The sequence below is a fragment of the Streptomyces sp. NPDC002513 genome (assembly GCF_053595355.1).
On sequence record NZ_JBSFXK010000001.1, the window covers coordinates 48,479 to 64,236 of the forward strand.

A 15,758-nucleotide genomic window follows, 5' to 3' on the forward strand; every position below is an offset into this window, starting at 1 on the left:
GAACTCAAAGGAACACCTCATGGATCTTCAGCAACCGGCCGCCGCATCAGGCGTCCCTGCGAGATGCCCCATGCACGGCCAGGACTTCGCCGACGACCCGCAGCGTGTGTACGACGCGTTGCGCGCGTACGGGCCCGCGGCCCCGGTCGAACTCGCCCCGGGTGTGGACGCCACCCTCGTCACCGACTACCAGGCGGCGCGGACCGTACTGCAGAACACCACGGACTTCAGCCGGGACCCGCGCCGCTGGAAGGCCCTCAACGAGGGCCGGATCGCCCTGGACAACCCGGTGCTGCCGATGATGGCGTACCGTCCCAACTGCCTGTTCACCGACGGCGCCGTCCATCTCCGGCTGCGCAAGGCCGTCACCGACAGCCTCGACCAGCTCAACATCGGCAGAATCCGGCGTGACGTCGAGCCCATCGCCGCGTTCCTGATCGACCAGTTCAGCGAGCGCGGGCGCGCCGACCTCCTCAACGACTACGCCAAGCTCCTGCCGCTGCTGCTGTTCAACCGGCTCTTCGGCAGCCCCGCGGGCATCGGTGACCGGATCACCACCGCGATGTCGGCGATCTTCGACGGCAAGGACGCGCTCAAGGCCAACGAGGAACTGACCTCGTGCCTGATGGAGCTGATCACGCTCAAGCGGCGTGACCCCGGTGACGACGTCACCTCCTGGCTCATCCAGCATCCCGCCGGGCTGAACGACGAGGAGCTCAAGGACCAACTCGTCATGCTGATGGGCGCCGGTGTCGAGCCCGAGCGCAATCTCATCGGCAGCGCCCTGCTCCTGCTGCTGTCCCGCGGCTCCTCGGCCCGCGGCGCGGGCATGCTGACCGAGGAAGCGCTGGACCACGTCCTGTGGAACAACCCGCCCATCGCCAACTACGCCACCCACTACCCCGTCCACGACGTGGACCTGGGCGGCGTCCACGTCGAGGCCAACACCCCCCTGGTGATCAGCTTCGGGGCCGCCAACAGCGACCCCGCGCTCCGGGACGCCCGCCAGTCCCTGAGCAAGGGGGCGCACCTCGCCTGGGGAGCCGGCCCGCACGCCTGCCCGGCGAAGTCACCGGCGACCGTGATCGCCGTGACCGCGATCGAGGCGATCCTCAACGCGCTGCCCGACCTCACCCTCGATGTTCCGGCGGACCAACTGAAGTGGCGCCCGGGTCCCTTCCACCGCGCCCTGGTCGCCCTGCCCGTCCGGTTCACCCCGACCCCCGGCACCCGGGTGGCCGCACTCCACACCACCGTGCAAGCCACTCGGACGGCGACGGCGGAACAACCGCCCCGGGCCCACACCGCACCGGTCCCCCGCCAGGAGAACAGGCCGGCCAAGAAGGGATTCTGGAGCACCTTCCTCGACGTGTTCCGTGTGTGAGGCACTGAATGTGACAGGGGCAACACTCAGCGGCGCATGACTCAAGGTCATGGAGGGGTAGGTTCCGCCGGTATCTCTTCGGTAACGAACGCCCCGCCAAAGGAGCCTCGCGTGACCGCTGTTGACGACATAGGTGGCATAACCATCGACCGCCGCGCCGTCATCTCAGTACTCCGGCGTCTTCGCTCGACCGATGGACAGCACAACCCGCTCCCCCTCTGGTCAGAGCTCCGCGCGATGGGAGACGTCGTACCCGCCCCCTGGGGCGGATACTTCGTCACCGGTTTCGAGGCATGCAGCCAGGTCCTGCGCGGCAGGAACTGGCTGGTGCCCGACATCGCCTGGCAGGAGCGCCAGCCCGACCCCGAGCGCTGGCAAGCCACTGCCACCCAGGAGATGAGCCACGCCCTGTCCCGGCTCAACGCTCCCGTGCACACCTGCCAGCGCCGCGCTCTCGGCAACCTCTTCGACCGTCAGACCCTCGAGAGAATGCGGCCCGACATCGAAGAGCACGTCGACCAGCTCCTCGACGACCTCGACGCGGAGTTGCTCGCCGGCGGCGACGCCGACTTCGTCGCCGCCGTCAGCGAGCAACTGCCGGTCCGCACCGTCGGACGCTGGCTCGGCATCCCCGCCGAGGACTACGCGCACATCCTGGACATCACCCACCGGCAGGTCCACGCCCAGGAACTCCTGCCCACCAGGAGCGAACTCGCGATCTCCGCCGAGGCCACCCTCGAGATCCGGGCGTACTTCACCGACCTCATCCGCCGGCGCCGGGCCCGGCCCGGCAACGATGTCGTCTCCCAGTGGATCGGCCACTGGGACGCCGAGATGCCCGACGACCAGGCAGCCGCGGACCGTCTCCTCTACTACCTCACGATGTTCATCACCATCGCCTCCCTGGAGACCTCCGCGACCCTGCTCTCCGTCTCCGTCTGGCTCCTGCTTCAGGACCCGGCCCGTTGGGACTGGCTGCGCCGCCATCCCGAGCACGTCGACGACGCCATCGACGAGGCGCTGCGCTACGACCCGCCCATCCACCTCAACTCGCGCATCGCCGCCGAGGACACCGTCCTGGCGGGTGTGCCCATCCCCAAGGACGCCATGGTCCATGTCCTGTTCGGCGCCGCCAACCACGACCCGCGCCGCAACGAGGACCCCCACACCTTCGACATCCTCCGCCCCAACGGCGCCCATCTCACCTTCGGCGGCGGAGCCCACTACTGCCTCGGCGCGGCACTCGCCCGGCTCGAAGCCCGAACCCTGCTGACCCGCCTGCTGAATCGATTCCCCACCCTGCGACTCACCGCCGGCCCCACCTACGCACCCCGGATGGTCTTCCGGCGTGTGACCTCCCTGAAAGTGACGACATGAGCGCCCTGCCCACCCCTACCAGCCAGTCCCTCAAAACGCTGCGGGCCGACCTGCGGGGGTCCGTGCTGTCCATCGAGCTGAACGCCCCCGACCAGGGCAACACCGTCACCGAGACCCTGCTCGACGAGCTTCTCGCCGTCCTCGACGCGCAGGACACCGGCACCCGGGTCATCGTGCTCTCCGCCGCCGGCCCCGACTTCAGCCTCGGAGGCGACCGCACCGAGTACGCCGAGCACCTGGCCCAGGACCCCTCGGGCAGCGGCATCCGCGCCTCCGGCGCCAAGGCGCGCCGCGTCTGCGAGGCCCTCGCCACCAACCCGGCCGTCACCATCGCACGCGTCCAGGGCAAGGCCATCGGCGCGGGCCTCGCCCTCGCTCTCGCCTGCGACCTCAGGGTCGGAGCCGACACCGCGACCTTCCGGCTCCCCGAACTCGCGCTCGGCCTCCCCACCGCCTGGGGCGGCCTCCTCCCCCGGCTCCTGGCCGAGGTCGGCGCGGCCCGCGTCCGCGAACTCATCCTCACCGGCCGCCCTGTCACCGCCCACGAGGCCCAGACCCTCTCCATCCTCCAGAACGTCGTCCCCGAAGAAGACCTCGACGCGGCGGTGACGGCCTGGTCCAAGCCCCTCCTGCGCCGCTCGGCCGCCGCGCTACGGGTCAACAAACTCCTGCTCAACGCCCACGCCGCGACGGCACGCCTCGCCGACGCGGCCGCCTTCGACTCCGAGCTGATGGCATCCGTGCTCGCCGAGGCCGAGTACACACGCGGACAGCGCCACACCGGCCCCCTGGCCTGAACCGCCCTGCCCGCGGAGGCGGTCAGAGGAAACCTCTGACCGCCTCCGCGGGCCGTCTCCACGCTCTCCCGATGAACGCCCCGCGTCAGTCGCGGGCGGTGAAGGCGTAGAGGTTGCCGTCCCAGGCGCCGATCAGCAGCGTATTGCCGGTGACGGTCGGGGTCGACAGGACGGGAGCGCCGAGGTCCAGGTCCTGGAGCTTGGCGCCGGTGGTCTTGTCCAGGCCGTACAGGTGGCCGTCGGTGCCGCCGATCCACAGCGTGTTGCCGCTGACGGTCGGCGAGCCGACGAAGGCCCTGCCGCTCTGGAAGTCCCAGAGCTTGGTGCCGGTGGCGGCGTCGAAGGCGCCTACGCGGCCGTTGGTGAAGGCGGCGTAGACGGTGTTGCCGTCGACCGCCGCGGAGGCACCCGGCTGGCCTGCGTCGTCCTTGGAGACTCCGGTGCTCCGGTAGCGCCACAGCTCCTTGCCGGTGGCGGCGTCGCGGGCCAGGAGGGTGTTGTTGCCGGCGTCTCCGATGAAGTCGGTGGTGAACACCCGCCCGTCCGCCACCACCGGAGTGGAGTGGTGGACGCCGCCGACGCCTCCGGCGGAGACGAGCCGCTGACCGGTGGCGGCATCGTAGATCCGCAGACCACCGCGGCTGTCGTGGACGTAGACCTTGCCGTCGACCACGGTGGGGGTGCTGCTGTCCCACCAGCCGCTGTCCACCGGGGAGTTCCACAGCTGCTTACCGGTGGCGGTGTCCACGGCGACAAGGTGGCTGCCCGTGGTGGTGTAGCCGAAGTAGTAGACGGCGGAACCGGAGACGGTCGCCCCGCCGTAGGCGTAGCCGTCGTAGGGGCCGGTCTCCGAGGAGCCGGGGAGGGTGTAGCTCCACTTCTTCGCGCCGGTCGCCGCGTCCAGCGCGGTCAGGGTGCCGCGCATCTCGGTGACGTAGAGGGTCCCGTCGTGCACCACGGGCGTGGACTGGACCAGGCTGTCGGTGGCGAAGTGCCACTTCGTCCGGCCGGTGGCGACGTCGACGGCGTCCACGCCGTTGCCCTTGGCCCCGTCGGTGTCCCAGCTGCCGATGTACGCGGTTCCGTTCGCGACCACCGGGGCGGACATACCGATGGTGGCTCCGGTGCGGTGGGTCCAGGCATGGGTGAGGCTGCCGGAGCCCAGGCTCCCGGGCTGCAGTCCGGTGTGGCGGGCATCGCCGTGGAACTCGGGCACGTCCGCACCCGGGCGCACCGTGTCGGCCTTCGGTACGACGGAGAAGCGGCTCGTCGTGGACCAGCTGCGGCCCGCGTCGTCGAACGCGGTGACCTTGGCGGTGTGGTCGCCGAGCTTCAGCTCGCGGGTGTCCCAGGGCGCAGACCACGAGAACTTGCCGGTGCGGCGCAGCCCTTCTTCCTCACCGCCGTCGATGCGCACCTCGACCCGCACCACATGGCTGGAGGTGTTGTAGGCGTCCACCTGGAACTCGGTACGGCCCTGGCCGACCCGGGAGCCAGGGGCAGGCGAGGTGACCGCGACCGTGTGGTCCTGGTTGAACATCCGGAACTCGGCCTTCAACGCGCCGTCACGCAGGGTGACCTCGCGGAAACCGGTGGGTGAATGGTCGTCGTTGTAGGTCGCCGAGGCCGTGTTGTACTCCACCGCGCCGTCCAGCAGGTGGGGGTCGGTGAAGTTGGTGTGCATGTGACCGTTGAAGACGGCCTTGACGTCGTACCCCTTGAGCAGTCCGAGCAGGGCGTTGATCTGTCCGGTGGAGCCGCCGGGGTCGGGGGTGTCCAGCGGCTCGTGGGTGTTGACCACGATCTGCTTGCTGCTGCCGTCGGCGTTCTTGCCGTTCAGCTCCAGGTCCTGCTTCAGCCAGGCGAGCTGCACCGGATCGCCGAGGCCGCCGTTGTTCTCGAGCTGGATGAAGTGAGTGTTGCCGTAGTCGAAGGAGTACCAGGAAGGACCGAGCAGCGCACGGTAGTTGGCGAGTCCGCTGTCCCCACCGCCGTGGTCGTGGTTGCCCGTCAGCGGCCAGATCGGGAGCTTGGAGTTCGCCGAGCCCTTGAGCCATGCCTGCCAGTGGGAGGGCGCGCCGTCGCCGCTGAGGTCTCCGGTGGCCAGGACGAAGGCCGGCTTGGTCGGCAGTGCGGCCATGTCGTCCAGTTGCTTCGCGAGCTTGCCCGGGGTGACGCCGTCACCGTCCGCGGGCGCCTCCGGACCGTCCGGGCTGGTGACGTGGGTGTCGGTGATCTGGGTGAAGGTGAAGTCGGGCCGCTCGCTGCCCTTGTCGCGCCGCAGATCGAAGTTCTGGGTGAGGGTGGTGTCGGCCTCGGGTGAGCCGAGGTCGCGGTAGAAGCGCTGAACCCGGTTGCTGCCGAGGGTGGCCGAGTAGCCGCGCGGCATGGTGATGTCGACGATGGTGCGGGTCCACTGGTTGAGGTCGGCGGAGAGCTTGTAGTGGCCTTCGCTGTCGGTGCGGACGATGGTCGCGCCGTCCGAGACGGACACACCGGCCAGCCCGCGCTCGCCCTTGTCCTGGGTGGAGTTGCCGTTCTTGTCGTCGAAGACGGTGCCCTGGACGGTGGCATGGCGCGGGGGGCGGGGGGCCATGTCGAAGTTCACCGGCGCGGCGAGTGCCTGGTACCCGTCGTTGGCCAGCAAGTACGCGGAGTAGGAGCCAGTCGGCAGGCCGGAGGTGTCCAGGGTCACGGTACCGCTGGCGTTCGGGACGTAGACCCAGGTGAGCGAGGCCCCGTCGCCGGGCTTGCGGCTCGCCGGGTAGATGCCGATCCAGTTCGTGGCGCTGGGAGCGTCGGTGGTGTAGCCGAAGCTGAGCTTCTGACCGACCTGAGGCTGCTGGGTGTTCAGGGTGAGGGTGGACGCGCTCACGGCCGCCTGCGGGCCGCCGGCCGGTGCGGCGGACGAGACCGGTGCGCCCACAACGGCGAGGACAACGGCGCAGGATCCAGCCACTACTGCGGATCGGATGCGGGAAGAGGGCACGCTGCGCTCCTTACGGTGCGGAGAGTTGTCCATACAACTCTGTCCGACACAGCACAGCGAGGGCAGGTGTCCGATAGGTATTGCAGCAGCATACTGAGCATGTTGATCGTATGTCCCCATTGGGCGGTCCAGGTCAACTGTGCACAGCATGAGGGGGCCGATCCCGTCCGGCACGACCACGGTGGCCTGGCTGGAAGCCGCCGAGGCCGTTCCGCCTCCCGGCAGCGCTGTCGACTCCCTCGGGAGACGGCCGCCGACCCGGCGACGGCGCTACGACGGCGGTTTCGTCTGCCCCTGCGCGGCCTGCAGGTCGGCGAGCAGCTCGGCCTGTCCGGCCAGTACACCGGAGAGGATGGTGCGGGCGACGCGGAGGAGCTCGGCGACGTACGGGCTGGTGAGGGAGTAGTAGACGGTCGAGCCCTCCTTGCGGGTCACCACCAGGTTCGCGCGCCGCAGGACGGCGAGCTGCTGGGAGAGATGGGCGGGTTCGATACCCACCTCGGGAAGCATCTCGGCGACCGCGTGCTCACGCTCGCTCAGCAGTTCCAGGACCCGGATGCGGGCCGGGTGGCCGAGTGTCTTGAAGAACTCGGCCTTCAGTTGGTACAGCGGCGTACTCATCGCGCCGTCGCCTCCCCGACACACCGGCACGGCCCCACCGGCCGGGCCCCGACGCATCGTATCCACCCACTCGTCAACACCATGCGGCCCATCCTCGCCTGCGACAGCGGCCACGCCGAACCCGCGCCGAGGATCAGGCCCGCCGAATCCGGCAACGGCGGCATGAGGGTGTGCTTCCTCGTGCGGGCGGTGGGTCGCGGGCGTGCCGATCGGTCAGAGGGGAAGGGTGATCCAGATGCTCTTGCCCCGGCCGTCGGCATCCGCGCGGATCACCGCCGTGCCGCCCAGGCCGAGGACGAGCTCCATGACGGTGCCGAGGCCGCCGGCGCGGATGCCGGAGCCGGCACCCGCCCCACACAGCGGGGGCCGGCAGGGGTGGCGGTCATGGACGGCGAAGGCCAGGCAGTCCGGGCCCGCCGCGTAGATCACGGTCACGGTCGGGGAGAGGGCGGCGGCGTGCCGAACGCTGTTGGTGACCAGCTCGCTCAGGATCAGCAGAGCGGGATCCGCCGTGGGATGACGCAACCCGATTCCCCACTCGACCAGCGCCTGCTCGGCCGTCTCGCGCGCCATCCGCACGGCGGACGGTTCGGTGGGCAGCGTCAGTACGTGGCGGTAGGGCAGGGCTTCGAGCCGCGTGGACATCGCTCACGCCTCCGGGCGGTCGAGGCGGAAACCGGTGACGGTCTTGGGGTGCAGGCGCAGCAGGGTGTCGTGCGGACCGTGGGTCCAGCCGCGCAGGGTGCGCCGGTAGTGGGCGGCCTCGTCACGGTCGAGGATCACCTCGGCGGGGCCGGCGACGGTGACCGTCCAGCCGGTGCCGTGCACGGCACGGATCTCGTCCACGTGGTACGTCGCCGCCGCGGCGGGGGCAGGCGTACGGACGACGAGGCGGCCGTGCTCCCACACGTGCCGGGCGGGCCGGATCACGGTCAGGTCCCGCTGCACGTACACCAGCCGGCCGGTGCTGCTGCCCTCGATCAGCCAGAGGGCCTCCGCGCCGGAGACCTCGACCATCCGGAGGAGGGCGGGGGAAGTGCTCATCGCGGGGTTTCCTCGCTGGAGGTGCTGGTGGTGTCGGGCTTCTGGGCGGGAAGGGCGGGCAGGACCCCGGCCGTCTCCAGGTGGTCGCGGGCCGCGCAGATGGCCTCGGGGGTGGTGGCGTACTCCCGGCCCTTGTGGCGCAGCAGGTCCAGCGCGCCGACGGAGTCCAGGACCTGGCGCTGACCGGGGCGTATCCCGGAGGCGAGGACGGCGATGCCGCGGCGCTCGAGCTTCTCCACCGCGTCCTTGAGAACGAGGGCGCCGGTGGCGTCCATGGTCGACACCCGGGACATGCGCAGGATGACGACACGGACGTCGGCCACTTCGGTCAGTTCCAGCAGGAAGCGGTGGGCGGCGGCGAAGAACAGCGGGCCGTCGATGCGGTAGGCGACGATGTGCTCGGCGAGCAGGGCGTGTTCCTCGACGCTGTGGTCGCCCTGGTCGAGCGGCACCTGGTCGAAGCGGGCGTGCTTGGCTACGGCGCGCAGCGCGAGGGCGCCCGCGACGGCGAGGCCGATGATGACGGCGTAGACGAGGTCGAGGGCCAGGGTCGCGGCGGCGGTGAGGACGAGGATCAGCGCGTCGGAGCGGGTGGCCTTCGCTATCGCCTTCAGCGAGCCGACCTCGACCATGCGGATCGCGGTGGCCAGCAGCACACCGGCCAGGGCCGCAAGCGGGATCTTCGAGACCAGGGGTGCCGCCGCGAAGACGATCACGGCGAGGATCGCGGCGTGGGTCAGGGCGGCGAGGCGGGAGCTCGCGCCGGTGCGGACGTTGACGGCGGTGCGGGCGATCGCGCCGGTCGCGGGGACGCCGCCGAAGAGCGGGGCGGCGATGTTCGCCAGGCCCTGCCCGAACAGCTCACGGTCGGGGTCGTGCTGCTGCCCGACCGTCATGCCGTCGGCGACCGACGCGGACAGCAGGGACTCCAGGGCCGCCAGAGCGGCGACCGCCACGGCCGGGGTGAGCAGGGTGCCCAGCGAACCGAGGTCCAGGAAGGACAGCGAGGGCGCGGGCAGGCCAGAGGGCAGGTCACCGATCGGCTTCGCCGCGTCCAGCCCTGCGGCCTGCGCGGCTGCCGTCGCGGCGATCACGGCCAGAATGGAGAACGGAACGGTCGGCCGCCAGCGCGCCCCGACGAGCATGACCGCCGCGACGGCGACGGCGAATCCGAGAGCGGTCCAGTTCGGGGACGTGGCGAACTCCTCGACCGCCCGCCAGGTCACCACCAGCACCCGGTCGCCCTCCGGCTTGGGCACGCCGAGCGCGTTCGGGATCTGCTGCAGGCCGATCACGCAGGCGATGCCGAGGGTGAAGCCCTCGACCACAGGGGCGGGTATGTACCGCATGTAGCGGCCGGCCTTCAGTGCGGCCAGCGCCACCAGCAGCACACCGGCCATCAGACCCACCGTGAGGACGCCGGCCGGCCCGTACTCGCCCACGATGGGCACCAGGACCACCGTCATGGCGCCGGTCGGCCCCGACACCTGCAGGTTCGAGCCGCCGAAGAGCGCGGCCAGCGCGCCCGCGACCACCGCGGTCGCCAGGCCCGCCTCCGCACCGAGGCCGGAGGAGACGCCGAAGCCGAGCGCGAGAGGCAACGCCACGATGGCCACGGTCAGCCCGGCCAGCAGGTCCCTGCGGGGGTCGCGCCGCATCTCCACCAGATCGGCGTGGCCGGGCAGCAGCGAGGCGATCCGGGCCCAGACCCGGCTGATCCGCGTGGTCATCGCGCGACGACCTCGGCTTCCCGCAGCTCGGCGAGCAGCTCGTTCCGCCCGGCCAGCATCTCGGTCAGGATCCGCCGCGCGGCCGTCATCAGGTCGGCCACGTCCCCGCCCGCCAGCTCGTAGACGACGGTCGAGCCCTCCCGGGTCGCGGTGACGATCCCGGAACGGCGCAGCACCGCCAACTGCTGGGACAGGCTCGACGGCTCCACCTCGATGGCGGCCAGCAGGTCCCGCACGGGCATCGGTCCGTCCTGCAGCAGCTCCAGCACCCGTATCCGTACGGGATGCCCCAGCATCCGGAAGAACTCGGCCTTGGCCTGGTACAGCGGAACGGACACAACCCCTCGGCTTCCCTACGAGCCCCGCCCCGGGGCGGACGCGAAAGACTGTGCCCGCCGCCACCTGCGAACACAGCCAACACAGCATCTAAGCAATTGCGAAATTTTGCAATTCAGCATCAGGCTGCTGCCCCGGCATCCCGGCCATGGACGGGTTCGGCGGGAGGATCAGGCCTTCTTGACCACGCTGGACGGCACTCCTCGCCCACTTGATCACGTCCCGGACAGGCCACCGCGTGACAGCGCCAGGCCGGCGGCGATTCGACGTGGACCTTTCAATCCGTGGGTATCGCCCTCCCAAGGAGGGCCCGCTCCTTCTCCGTGAAGCGCGGGCCCTCCAACGGCGGCCGTAGTGGGCCGCGCAGCGCTGCCCACAGGGTGCGGGTACGGAACAGGCTTGAGGGCAGGGCGTTGAGGGTGGTGACCTCGGTCAGGGCGACGGCTGCGTCTTCACGGCCGGTGGCGACGTAGGACAGGCGGCCGGCGTAGAGCTGGGCTACGCGGTCGACGAGGGTGGGAGAGCGTCCTGTGGTGTGCCGGTATTGGACGTCCTGACCGGTGGCGAGCATCCAGGCGACGTCGACCGGGCGGGCGATGGCGATCTGGGCGCGACGGGCGAGGCCTGGCGCGCGGAGTCCGCCGCGTGCGATCTCCTCGCGGAGGGCCACGGCTGCTTGGGCTGCCACCGACATGCCGTGTCCGTACACGGGGTTGTAGGCGGCCACCGCGTCGCCGAGGACGACCAGGCCCTCCAGCCTGGTCCTGAGTTTTTCGTAGCGGCGGCGTTCATTGGCAGTGCTGCGGTTGAGGGTGACGCCGGTGAGGGGGTCGGCCTTTGCGATCAGGTCGGCCACCAGGGGGTGGCGGAGCCGGCGGGCGAAGGGAAGGAAGTCGTCCGGATCGTTGGTGGGCTGTCCGTCTCGGGTGCCGGACAGGCTCACCAGCCATCGGCCGTCCTCGATCGGCACGATCGTTCCGGCCCGGCCGGGCTGCGGCTGTCGTGAATCGGCCTGGACGCTGACGATGGGCCAGTCGGCGTCGCCGACCGGCGAGCGGTAGGTGCGGCTGGCGTAGGCGAGGCCGGAGTCGACACGGTCCTCCGGCGGGCCGGTCATGCCGAGTTGGACCAGCCAGTGAGGTGTGCGAGTGCCACGCCCGGAAGCGTCGACGACGAGGTCGGCGTGGACCGGCTTCTCAGCGCCGTCGGCAGAGGCGTGCACGGCGCCGGTCACCCGCGTCCCGGTGCCCAGGAGCGCGGTGACTCGCGCGCCGGTGTGCACGGTGACGCGGGAATCGGCGCGGACCGCTGCGCGCACGACGTGATCCAGAAGATCACGGCTGACTGTGATCACGTACTGCGATTCATGCGTCCAACGCCGGTACCAACCCTCAGGCGAGTAGCCCACCATGCCGGTGGGCAGCGGTATGCGCCGGGCCCCGGCGTCCACCAGACGCTGGATGGTGCCGGGCAGAAGGACGTCGATCGCCCGGGCGCCGCCTGACATGAGTACATGGACGTGGCGGCCTTGCGGGAGCCCTTTCCGCGGTGCCGGGACGGTGGGCAGGTCGTGGGCCTCGAACACGTCCACCGTCACACCGTGGTGGCTGAGAGCCGCGGCGGCGAGCATGCCGGCGAGGCCGCCTCCTACGACGAGTGCATGGCCGTGCGAGGGGCCCTGGGGAGCATGCACATACCGACGAGATGCCATTACCTGGCGTCGCCCACCGCGTACTGCAGGAACTCGGTCCACTGCGCGGCGGGGAAGGCGAGGTGGGAGCGGGCGGGGTCCTTGGAGTCGCGGACATGGATGATGCCGGGTGCCGCGGCGGCTTCCAGGCACTCCCCGCCCTCATTGCCGCTGTAGCTGCTCTTGAGCCAGGTGAGGTGCCCAGGTTCCGCAGTGCTCATAGTTCCCCCAGCATGCTCTTGATCAAGGCGAGGGACTCTCGCATGGTGAGCGCCTGCGCCCTGATACTGCCGAATCGTGCGGCCAGGATACGTACTTCCTCAGGGTCCGTTGAGAGGCGGGCAGAGTCCTGCACCTCTGTATGTCCCACCTGCCGTTCCCCCTTGGGCGTCAGCAGGATGCGGGCTCCGCCCATACCGGCGTGCTCAGTTCGGTCCGTCGGCATCACTTGAGTTCCTGGATTCCGACTCGACTCGGCCGCCGGCCGCAGTCCGCGTGTCCTACTCCGAGCGTATGAGCTGCACGAGAACCTCTGCCTCGCTGTGCTCGAGGTCCTTCGTCGCGGTCAGCAGCGTCACGGGCTCGGTCCGGGCCTCATCACACAGGTGACGCAACGCCTCGGCTCGGTCCGGTTCTGTCAGTTCGGCCTCGTAGCGGCGCTTGAATTCGGCGAACTTGGAGGGTTGATGACCATACCAACGGCGCAACTCATTGGATGGCGCCACCGTCTTGAGCCACTCGTCCAGGTGAGCCTTTTCTTTCGACAGCCCGCGAGGCCACAGCCGGTCCACCAGCACCCGTCTGCCGTCAGACGGCCCGGCCTGCTCATAAACGCGGCGTGCGCGCACCTCCCGCATGGCACGGTCACCCCTTCTCAAGTCCCCGACAACCGCACCGCCCGCGACGTGCTCCGCCAGGTGACGCGGCCCCATATGTGCCATTACATCCAGTATCACCTCCAGTCGATCGCATTGCTCGTCCGGTCTCCACGCCTGGCCGCCACTACCGACCAGCAGCCGCTTCGATCGACCGGGTTGCCGGTCAGCCCATGGGAGGGGGCGCGCCTTGGGGGCGGGACGCCACCCGCTTGCCACTGTGCGCCGACCGTGTGCTGGTCATGAAGCTCTGAGCCGAACACAGCTCGTCCCCTCTCGCCGTCTGCCCCGGTAGCCCGCTCCCGGACGGCGAAGACCGCGGGCAGCAAGGCCAGCCAGCGGTCAGGAAGCCGACGCCGCAGACACCCCACTCCACCAGTCGTACCGAAAATAGGTACCAGTCCGGTACCATTTCCCGGTACTACCAGGAATGAGGTGTCGCAGATGACCATAAGCGCCAGTGAGGCCCGCAAGGACCTCTTCCCCCTCATCAAGCGCGTCAACGACGACCACACCCCCGTACGCATCAGTTCCAAGAGCGGTGACGCCGTGCTGATGTCCGCCGAGGACTATGACTCCTGGCAGGAGACCGTCTACCTGCTGCGCTCTCCCGCCAACGCGCGCAGCCTCATGGAAGCCGTCGCACGGGACCGGGCCGGCGAGGCCGTGGTCACCAGGACCATGGCAGAGCTGGAAGAGCTGGCGGGTGACGTGTGAGGAGCGTCCACTTCGACCCGGCCGGATGGGAGGACTTCCTGTTCTGGCTCGGCTCGGACCGTGCCATGGCCCGCAGGATCACACGCCTGATCGCCGAGATCCAGCGCACGCCCTTCACCGGCATCGGCAAGCCGGAGCCGCTGAAGGGCGACCTGTCCGGCTACTGGTCACGCCGGATCGACGATGAGCACAGGCTCGTCTACCGGGTGGACGAGAAGGAAGTCAAGATCCTCAAGGCCCGCTACCACTACTGATTCCATTCTGGGACAAGGCTGGCGCAAGGTCCGTTCGGCTGATTGTGTGACAGCTTCAGTTGGCACGAGGCGACCTGGGGGGCCACGGCATGGCAACAGATACCCACGACGGATCGGGTCCGCAAACAGCTGTACGTGGACAGCGAGTCCTCGACTTCTTCGACCGGTCCGGCCGGACGTACGGGTCGCCGAGGATCACGCTGGATTTGTGGGAGGAGGGCTGGCAGGTGTCGCAGAGCACCGTCGCCGCTCGCTGACCCGCCCCGGCAAGCGGAAGACCGCTCCTGACTTGGTGCGACGCAAGTTCGATGCGATGGACGCACGACACGACGCCGCGCTGGTCAGCGCCGCCCTGCAGATGGCGATCGCGACCCGATGCGGCCAGGTCGACGGCGTCCCGCGGCAGTGCATACACGTCCGAGGCGTTCCAGCAGCTGTGCGGCCGATGGGGCGTGGCGCAGTCGATGGGACGCGTCGGCTCGGCGCTGGACAACGCCGCCGCGGAATCGTTCCACTCGGTCCTAGCGAGACTGAAGACCGCCACGTGGATCGCGGACTTCCACAACACGCGGCGGCGCCACAGCGCGGCCGGCGGGAAGCCGCCCGTCGAGTTCGAACGGATCATCCAGGAAGCGCGGGCACGGACCGGTCAGAAAGGCCGGGCCGCATAACCAACGTCTCTACGAAACCAGGGGATTGGCAGTTCTCGGGTCACCGGGCGACGTCGACATGCGCGCGATGACGCTGTGCAAGATCTTCTGAGCGTGACCGCGCGTGCCGCCTCGCTCAGACCTCCGACACGAACCCCACGAACCGCGACCACTCCTGACGCCCGACGGCGAAGTGAGGACGCGTCACGTCCTTGGAGTCACGTACGTATATAGCCTGTTCGGTGACGGCGATCTCGATGCAGCTGTCACCTTGTGCACTGCTGTAGCTGGACTTGAACCAGTCGAGTTCGGACGTGCTCATAGCGCTCCTCGCATCCGCTCCAGGAGGCCCAAGGAGTCCTTCGGAGAGAGGGCCTGCGAGCGCAGTCTCGCATAGCGCATGTGCAGTCGGCTGACCTGTTTTGGGTCAGCGATCAAGCGGCCGTTCTCTTGTCCTTCGGAGTACCCACGCCAACTGCCATCAGCGGTCTCCAGCAGTTGGATCGGCCCAGCCATGCATGCGTGGTACTCGGCGTTCGCAGGCATGATCTGAAGCGTGATGTTCCTCGGCGCAACGACTCCCAGGACATGGTCGACAAGGTCCCGGGTCACGTCCAGGCCACCGAGGCGACGAATGAACACTGCCTCTTCAACGATGAAGTCGAAGGCCGTGTTCGGGCGCTCTGCAAGCAAACGTTGCCGCTCCAAACGCGCCTGAACCGTGGCCTCCAACGCGTCATCCGACAGAGGTGGGATGTCGTTCTCGCAGAGAGCACGCATGTACCCCTCCGACTGCAAAAGCCCTGGCACCAACCGACACTCATACGTACACAGACTCACCGCGACCTTCTCCAGCCGTGCCCACCGCCGAAACCAGGCCGCCAGCCCCGCCTCCCCCCGCGTCAGATACCGCGCCGCCTTCCGTAACGCCCCCGTGTTTCCCGTAGCCACCTCGGCCTGTTCCACGAACGACTCGTCGGGCATCCGGCGACCCAACTCCACAGATTCCACTGTGTGCTTGGAGAACCGCACCAGTTCTCCGAACTCCGCCCTGCTCAACCCCGCATGCTCCCGCAGAGCCTGGACGACGGCCCCGAACGTCCGCAGACTGTCGGATGGATCGGGCTCCCGCTCCACCTCACAGCCCGTCAGGTAGTCGTCGCCGTCACTCTCACCGACACCGTTCGTCATACGCGGCCACCTCCAGGTACGTACGCGCGCCGTTCCCCGCGATCGACTCACCCAGCGTGACGGCAAGATCCCCGTACTGTCCACCTGCTGTGCTCGTACGGTG

At 69.4% G+C, this 15,758-nt stretch carries 18 protein-coding genes; 6 read left to right on the forward strand and 12 right to left on the reverse strand.

Features of this window, described 5'->3' with window-relative positions:
• Positions 1-19: 19 nt before the first annotated feature.
• The 3 genes from ACWD5Q_RS00235 (at position 20) to ACWD5Q_RS00245 (ending at position 3,558) form a co-directional block, all read left to right on the forward strand.
• Entirely contained in the window at positions 20-1,384 is a 1,365-nt protein-coding gene (locus tag ACWD5Q_RS00235) for a cytochrome P450 (RefSeq protein ID WP_451424716.1), read from the forward strand.
• Positions 1,385-1,621: 237 nt separating this feature from the next.
• Positions 1,622-2,761: a cytochrome P450 gene (locus ACWD5Q_RS00240; RefSeq protein ID WP_451424717.1), complete on the forward strand. Its 1,140-nt coding sequence runs from the start codon at positions 1,622-1,624 to the stop codon at positions 2,759-2,761.
• Positions 2,758-3,558, forward strand: coding sequence for an enoyl-CoA hydratase/isomerase family protein (locus tag ACWD5Q_RS00245; RefSeq protein ID WP_451424718.1), 801 nt, complete (start codon positions 2,758-2,760; stop codon positions 3,556-3,558). Before ACWD5Q_RS00240 ends, ACWD5Q_RS00245 begins: the two co-directional genes overlap by 4 nt.
• Before the next feature lie 85 nt (positions 3,559-3,643).
• Here the strand turns inward: ACWD5Q_RS00245 and ACWD5Q_RS00250 are convergent, their stop codons facing one another.
• The 10 genes from ACWD5Q_RS00250 to ACWD5Q_RS00295 all read right to left on the reverse strand — a co-directional run bounded on the left by ACWD5Q_RS00250 (position 3,644) and on the right by ACWD5Q_RS00295 (position 12,825).
• Positions 3,644-6,484, reverse strand: a complete 2,841-nt coding sequence (locus ACWD5Q_RS00250; RefSeq protein WP_451424719.1) for an outer membrane protein assembly factor BamB family protein — start codon at positions 6,482-6,484, stop codon at positions 3,644-3,646.
• Between the two features lie 333 nt (positions 6,485-6,817).
• A complete protein-coding gene (locus ACWD5Q_RS00255) occupies positions 6,818-7,168 on the reverse strand; it encodes an ArsR/SmtB family transcription factor (protein WP_451424720.1) in 351 nt (116 codons plus the stop codon).
• 213 nt (positions 7,169-7,381) lie between these two features.
• On the reverse strand, positions 7,382-7,813 hold the full coding sequence (locus ACWD5Q_RS00260) for an ATP-binding protein (RefSeq protein WP_451424721.1): 432 nt from the start codon (positions 7,811-7,813) through the stop codon (positions 7,382-7,384).
• Positions 7,814-7,816: 3 nt separating this feature from the next.
• The gene (locus tag ACWD5Q_RS00265) at positions 7,817-8,212 is read right to left on the reverse strand and encodes a pyridoxamine 5'-phosphate oxidase family protein (RefSeq protein WP_451424722.1); all 396 of its coding nucleotides are present in this window, start codon (positions 8,210-8,212) and stop codon (positions 7,817-7,819) included.
• On the reverse strand, positions 8,209-9,942 hold the full coding sequence (locus ACWD5Q_RS00270; protein ID WP_451424723.1) for a SulP family inorganic anion transporter: 1,734 nt from the start codon (positions 9,940-9,942) through the stop codon (positions 8,209-8,211). Before ACWD5Q_RS00270 ends, ACWD5Q_RS00265 begins: the two co-directional genes overlap by 4 nt.
• Entirely contained in the window at positions 9,939-10,280 is a 342-nt protein-coding gene (locus ACWD5Q_RS00275; RefSeq protein WP_451424724.1) for an ArsR/SmtB family transcription factor, read from the reverse strand. Before ACWD5Q_RS00275 ends, ACWD5Q_RS00270 begins: the two co-directional genes overlap by 4 nt.
• A 275-nt stretch (positions 10,281-10,555) precedes the next feature.
• Positions 10,556-11,971 (reverse strand): NAD(P)/FAD-dependent oxidoreductase, encoded by a 1,416-nt coding sequence (locus ACWD5Q_RS00280; protein ID WP_451424725.1) that lies wholly within the window; start codon positions 11,969-11,971, stop codon positions 10,556-10,558.
• A gap of 17 nt (positions 11,972-11,988) precedes the next feature.
• Positions 11,989-12,189: a DUF397 domain-containing protein gene (locus ACWD5Q_RS00285; RefSeq protein WP_451424726.1), complete on the reverse strand. Its 201-nt coding sequence runs from the start codon at positions 12,187-12,189 to the stop codon at positions 11,989-11,991.
• Positions 12,186-12,413, reverse strand: coding sequence for a Scr1 family TA system antitoxin-like transcriptional regulator (locus ACWD5Q_RS00290; protein WP_451424727.1), 228 nt, complete (start codon positions 12,411-12,413; stop codon positions 12,186-12,188). The genes ACWD5Q_RS00285 and ACWD5Q_RS00290 overlap by 4 nt, the downstream gene beginning before the upstream one ends.
• Positions 12,414-12,468: 55 nt before the next feature.
• A complete protein-coding gene (locus ACWD5Q_RS00295) occupies positions 12,469-12,825 on the reverse strand; it encodes a DUF488 domain-containing protein (RefSeq protein ID WP_451424728.1) in 357 nt (118 codons plus the stop codon).
• A gap of 462 nt (positions 12,826-13,287) precedes the next feature.
• On the opposite strand from ACWD5Q_RS00295, the gene ACWD5Q_RS00300 reads away from it, so the two are divergent.
• The 3 genes from ACWD5Q_RS00300 (at position 13,288) to ACWD5Q_RS00310 (ending at position 14,071) form a co-directional block, all read left to right on the forward strand.
• Positions 13,288-13,560 (forward strand): type II toxin-antitoxin system Phd/YefM family antitoxin, encoded by a 273-nt coding sequence (locus ACWD5Q_RS00300; RefSeq protein ID WP_451424729.1) that lies wholly within the window; start codon positions 13,288-13,290, stop codon positions 13,558-13,560.
• A complete protein-coding gene (locus ACWD5Q_RS00305) occupies positions 13,557-13,814 on the forward strand; it encodes a Txe/YoeB family addiction module toxin (protein WP_055511941.1) in 258 nt (85 codons plus the stop codon). The genes ACWD5Q_RS00300 and ACWD5Q_RS00305 overlap by 4 nt, the downstream gene beginning before the upstream one ends.
• Positions 13,815-13,903: 89 nt before the next feature.
• A complete protein-coding gene (locus ACWD5Q_RS00310) occupies positions 13,904-14,071 on the forward strand; it encodes a transposase (protein WP_451424730.1) in 168 nt (55 codons plus the stop codon).
• A gap of 529 nt (positions 14,072-14,600) precedes the next feature.
• Here the strand turns inward: ACWD5Q_RS00310 and ACWD5Q_RS00315 are convergent.
• The gene (locus ACWD5Q_RS00315; RefSeq protein WP_451424731.1) at positions 14,601-14,786 is read right to left on the reverse strand and encodes a DUF397 domain-containing protein; all 186 of its coding nucleotides are present in this window, start codon (positions 14,784-14,786) and stop codon (positions 14,601-14,603) included.
• Positions 14,783-15,655, reverse strand: a complete 873-nt coding sequence (locus tag ACWD5Q_RS00320; protein WP_451424732.1) for a helix-turn-helix domain-containing protein — start codon at positions 15,653-15,655, stop codon at positions 14,783-14,785. The genes ACWD5Q_RS00315 and ACWD5Q_RS00320 overlap by 4 nt, the downstream gene beginning before the upstream one ends.
• Positions 15,656-15,758: the final 103 nt, after the last annotated feature.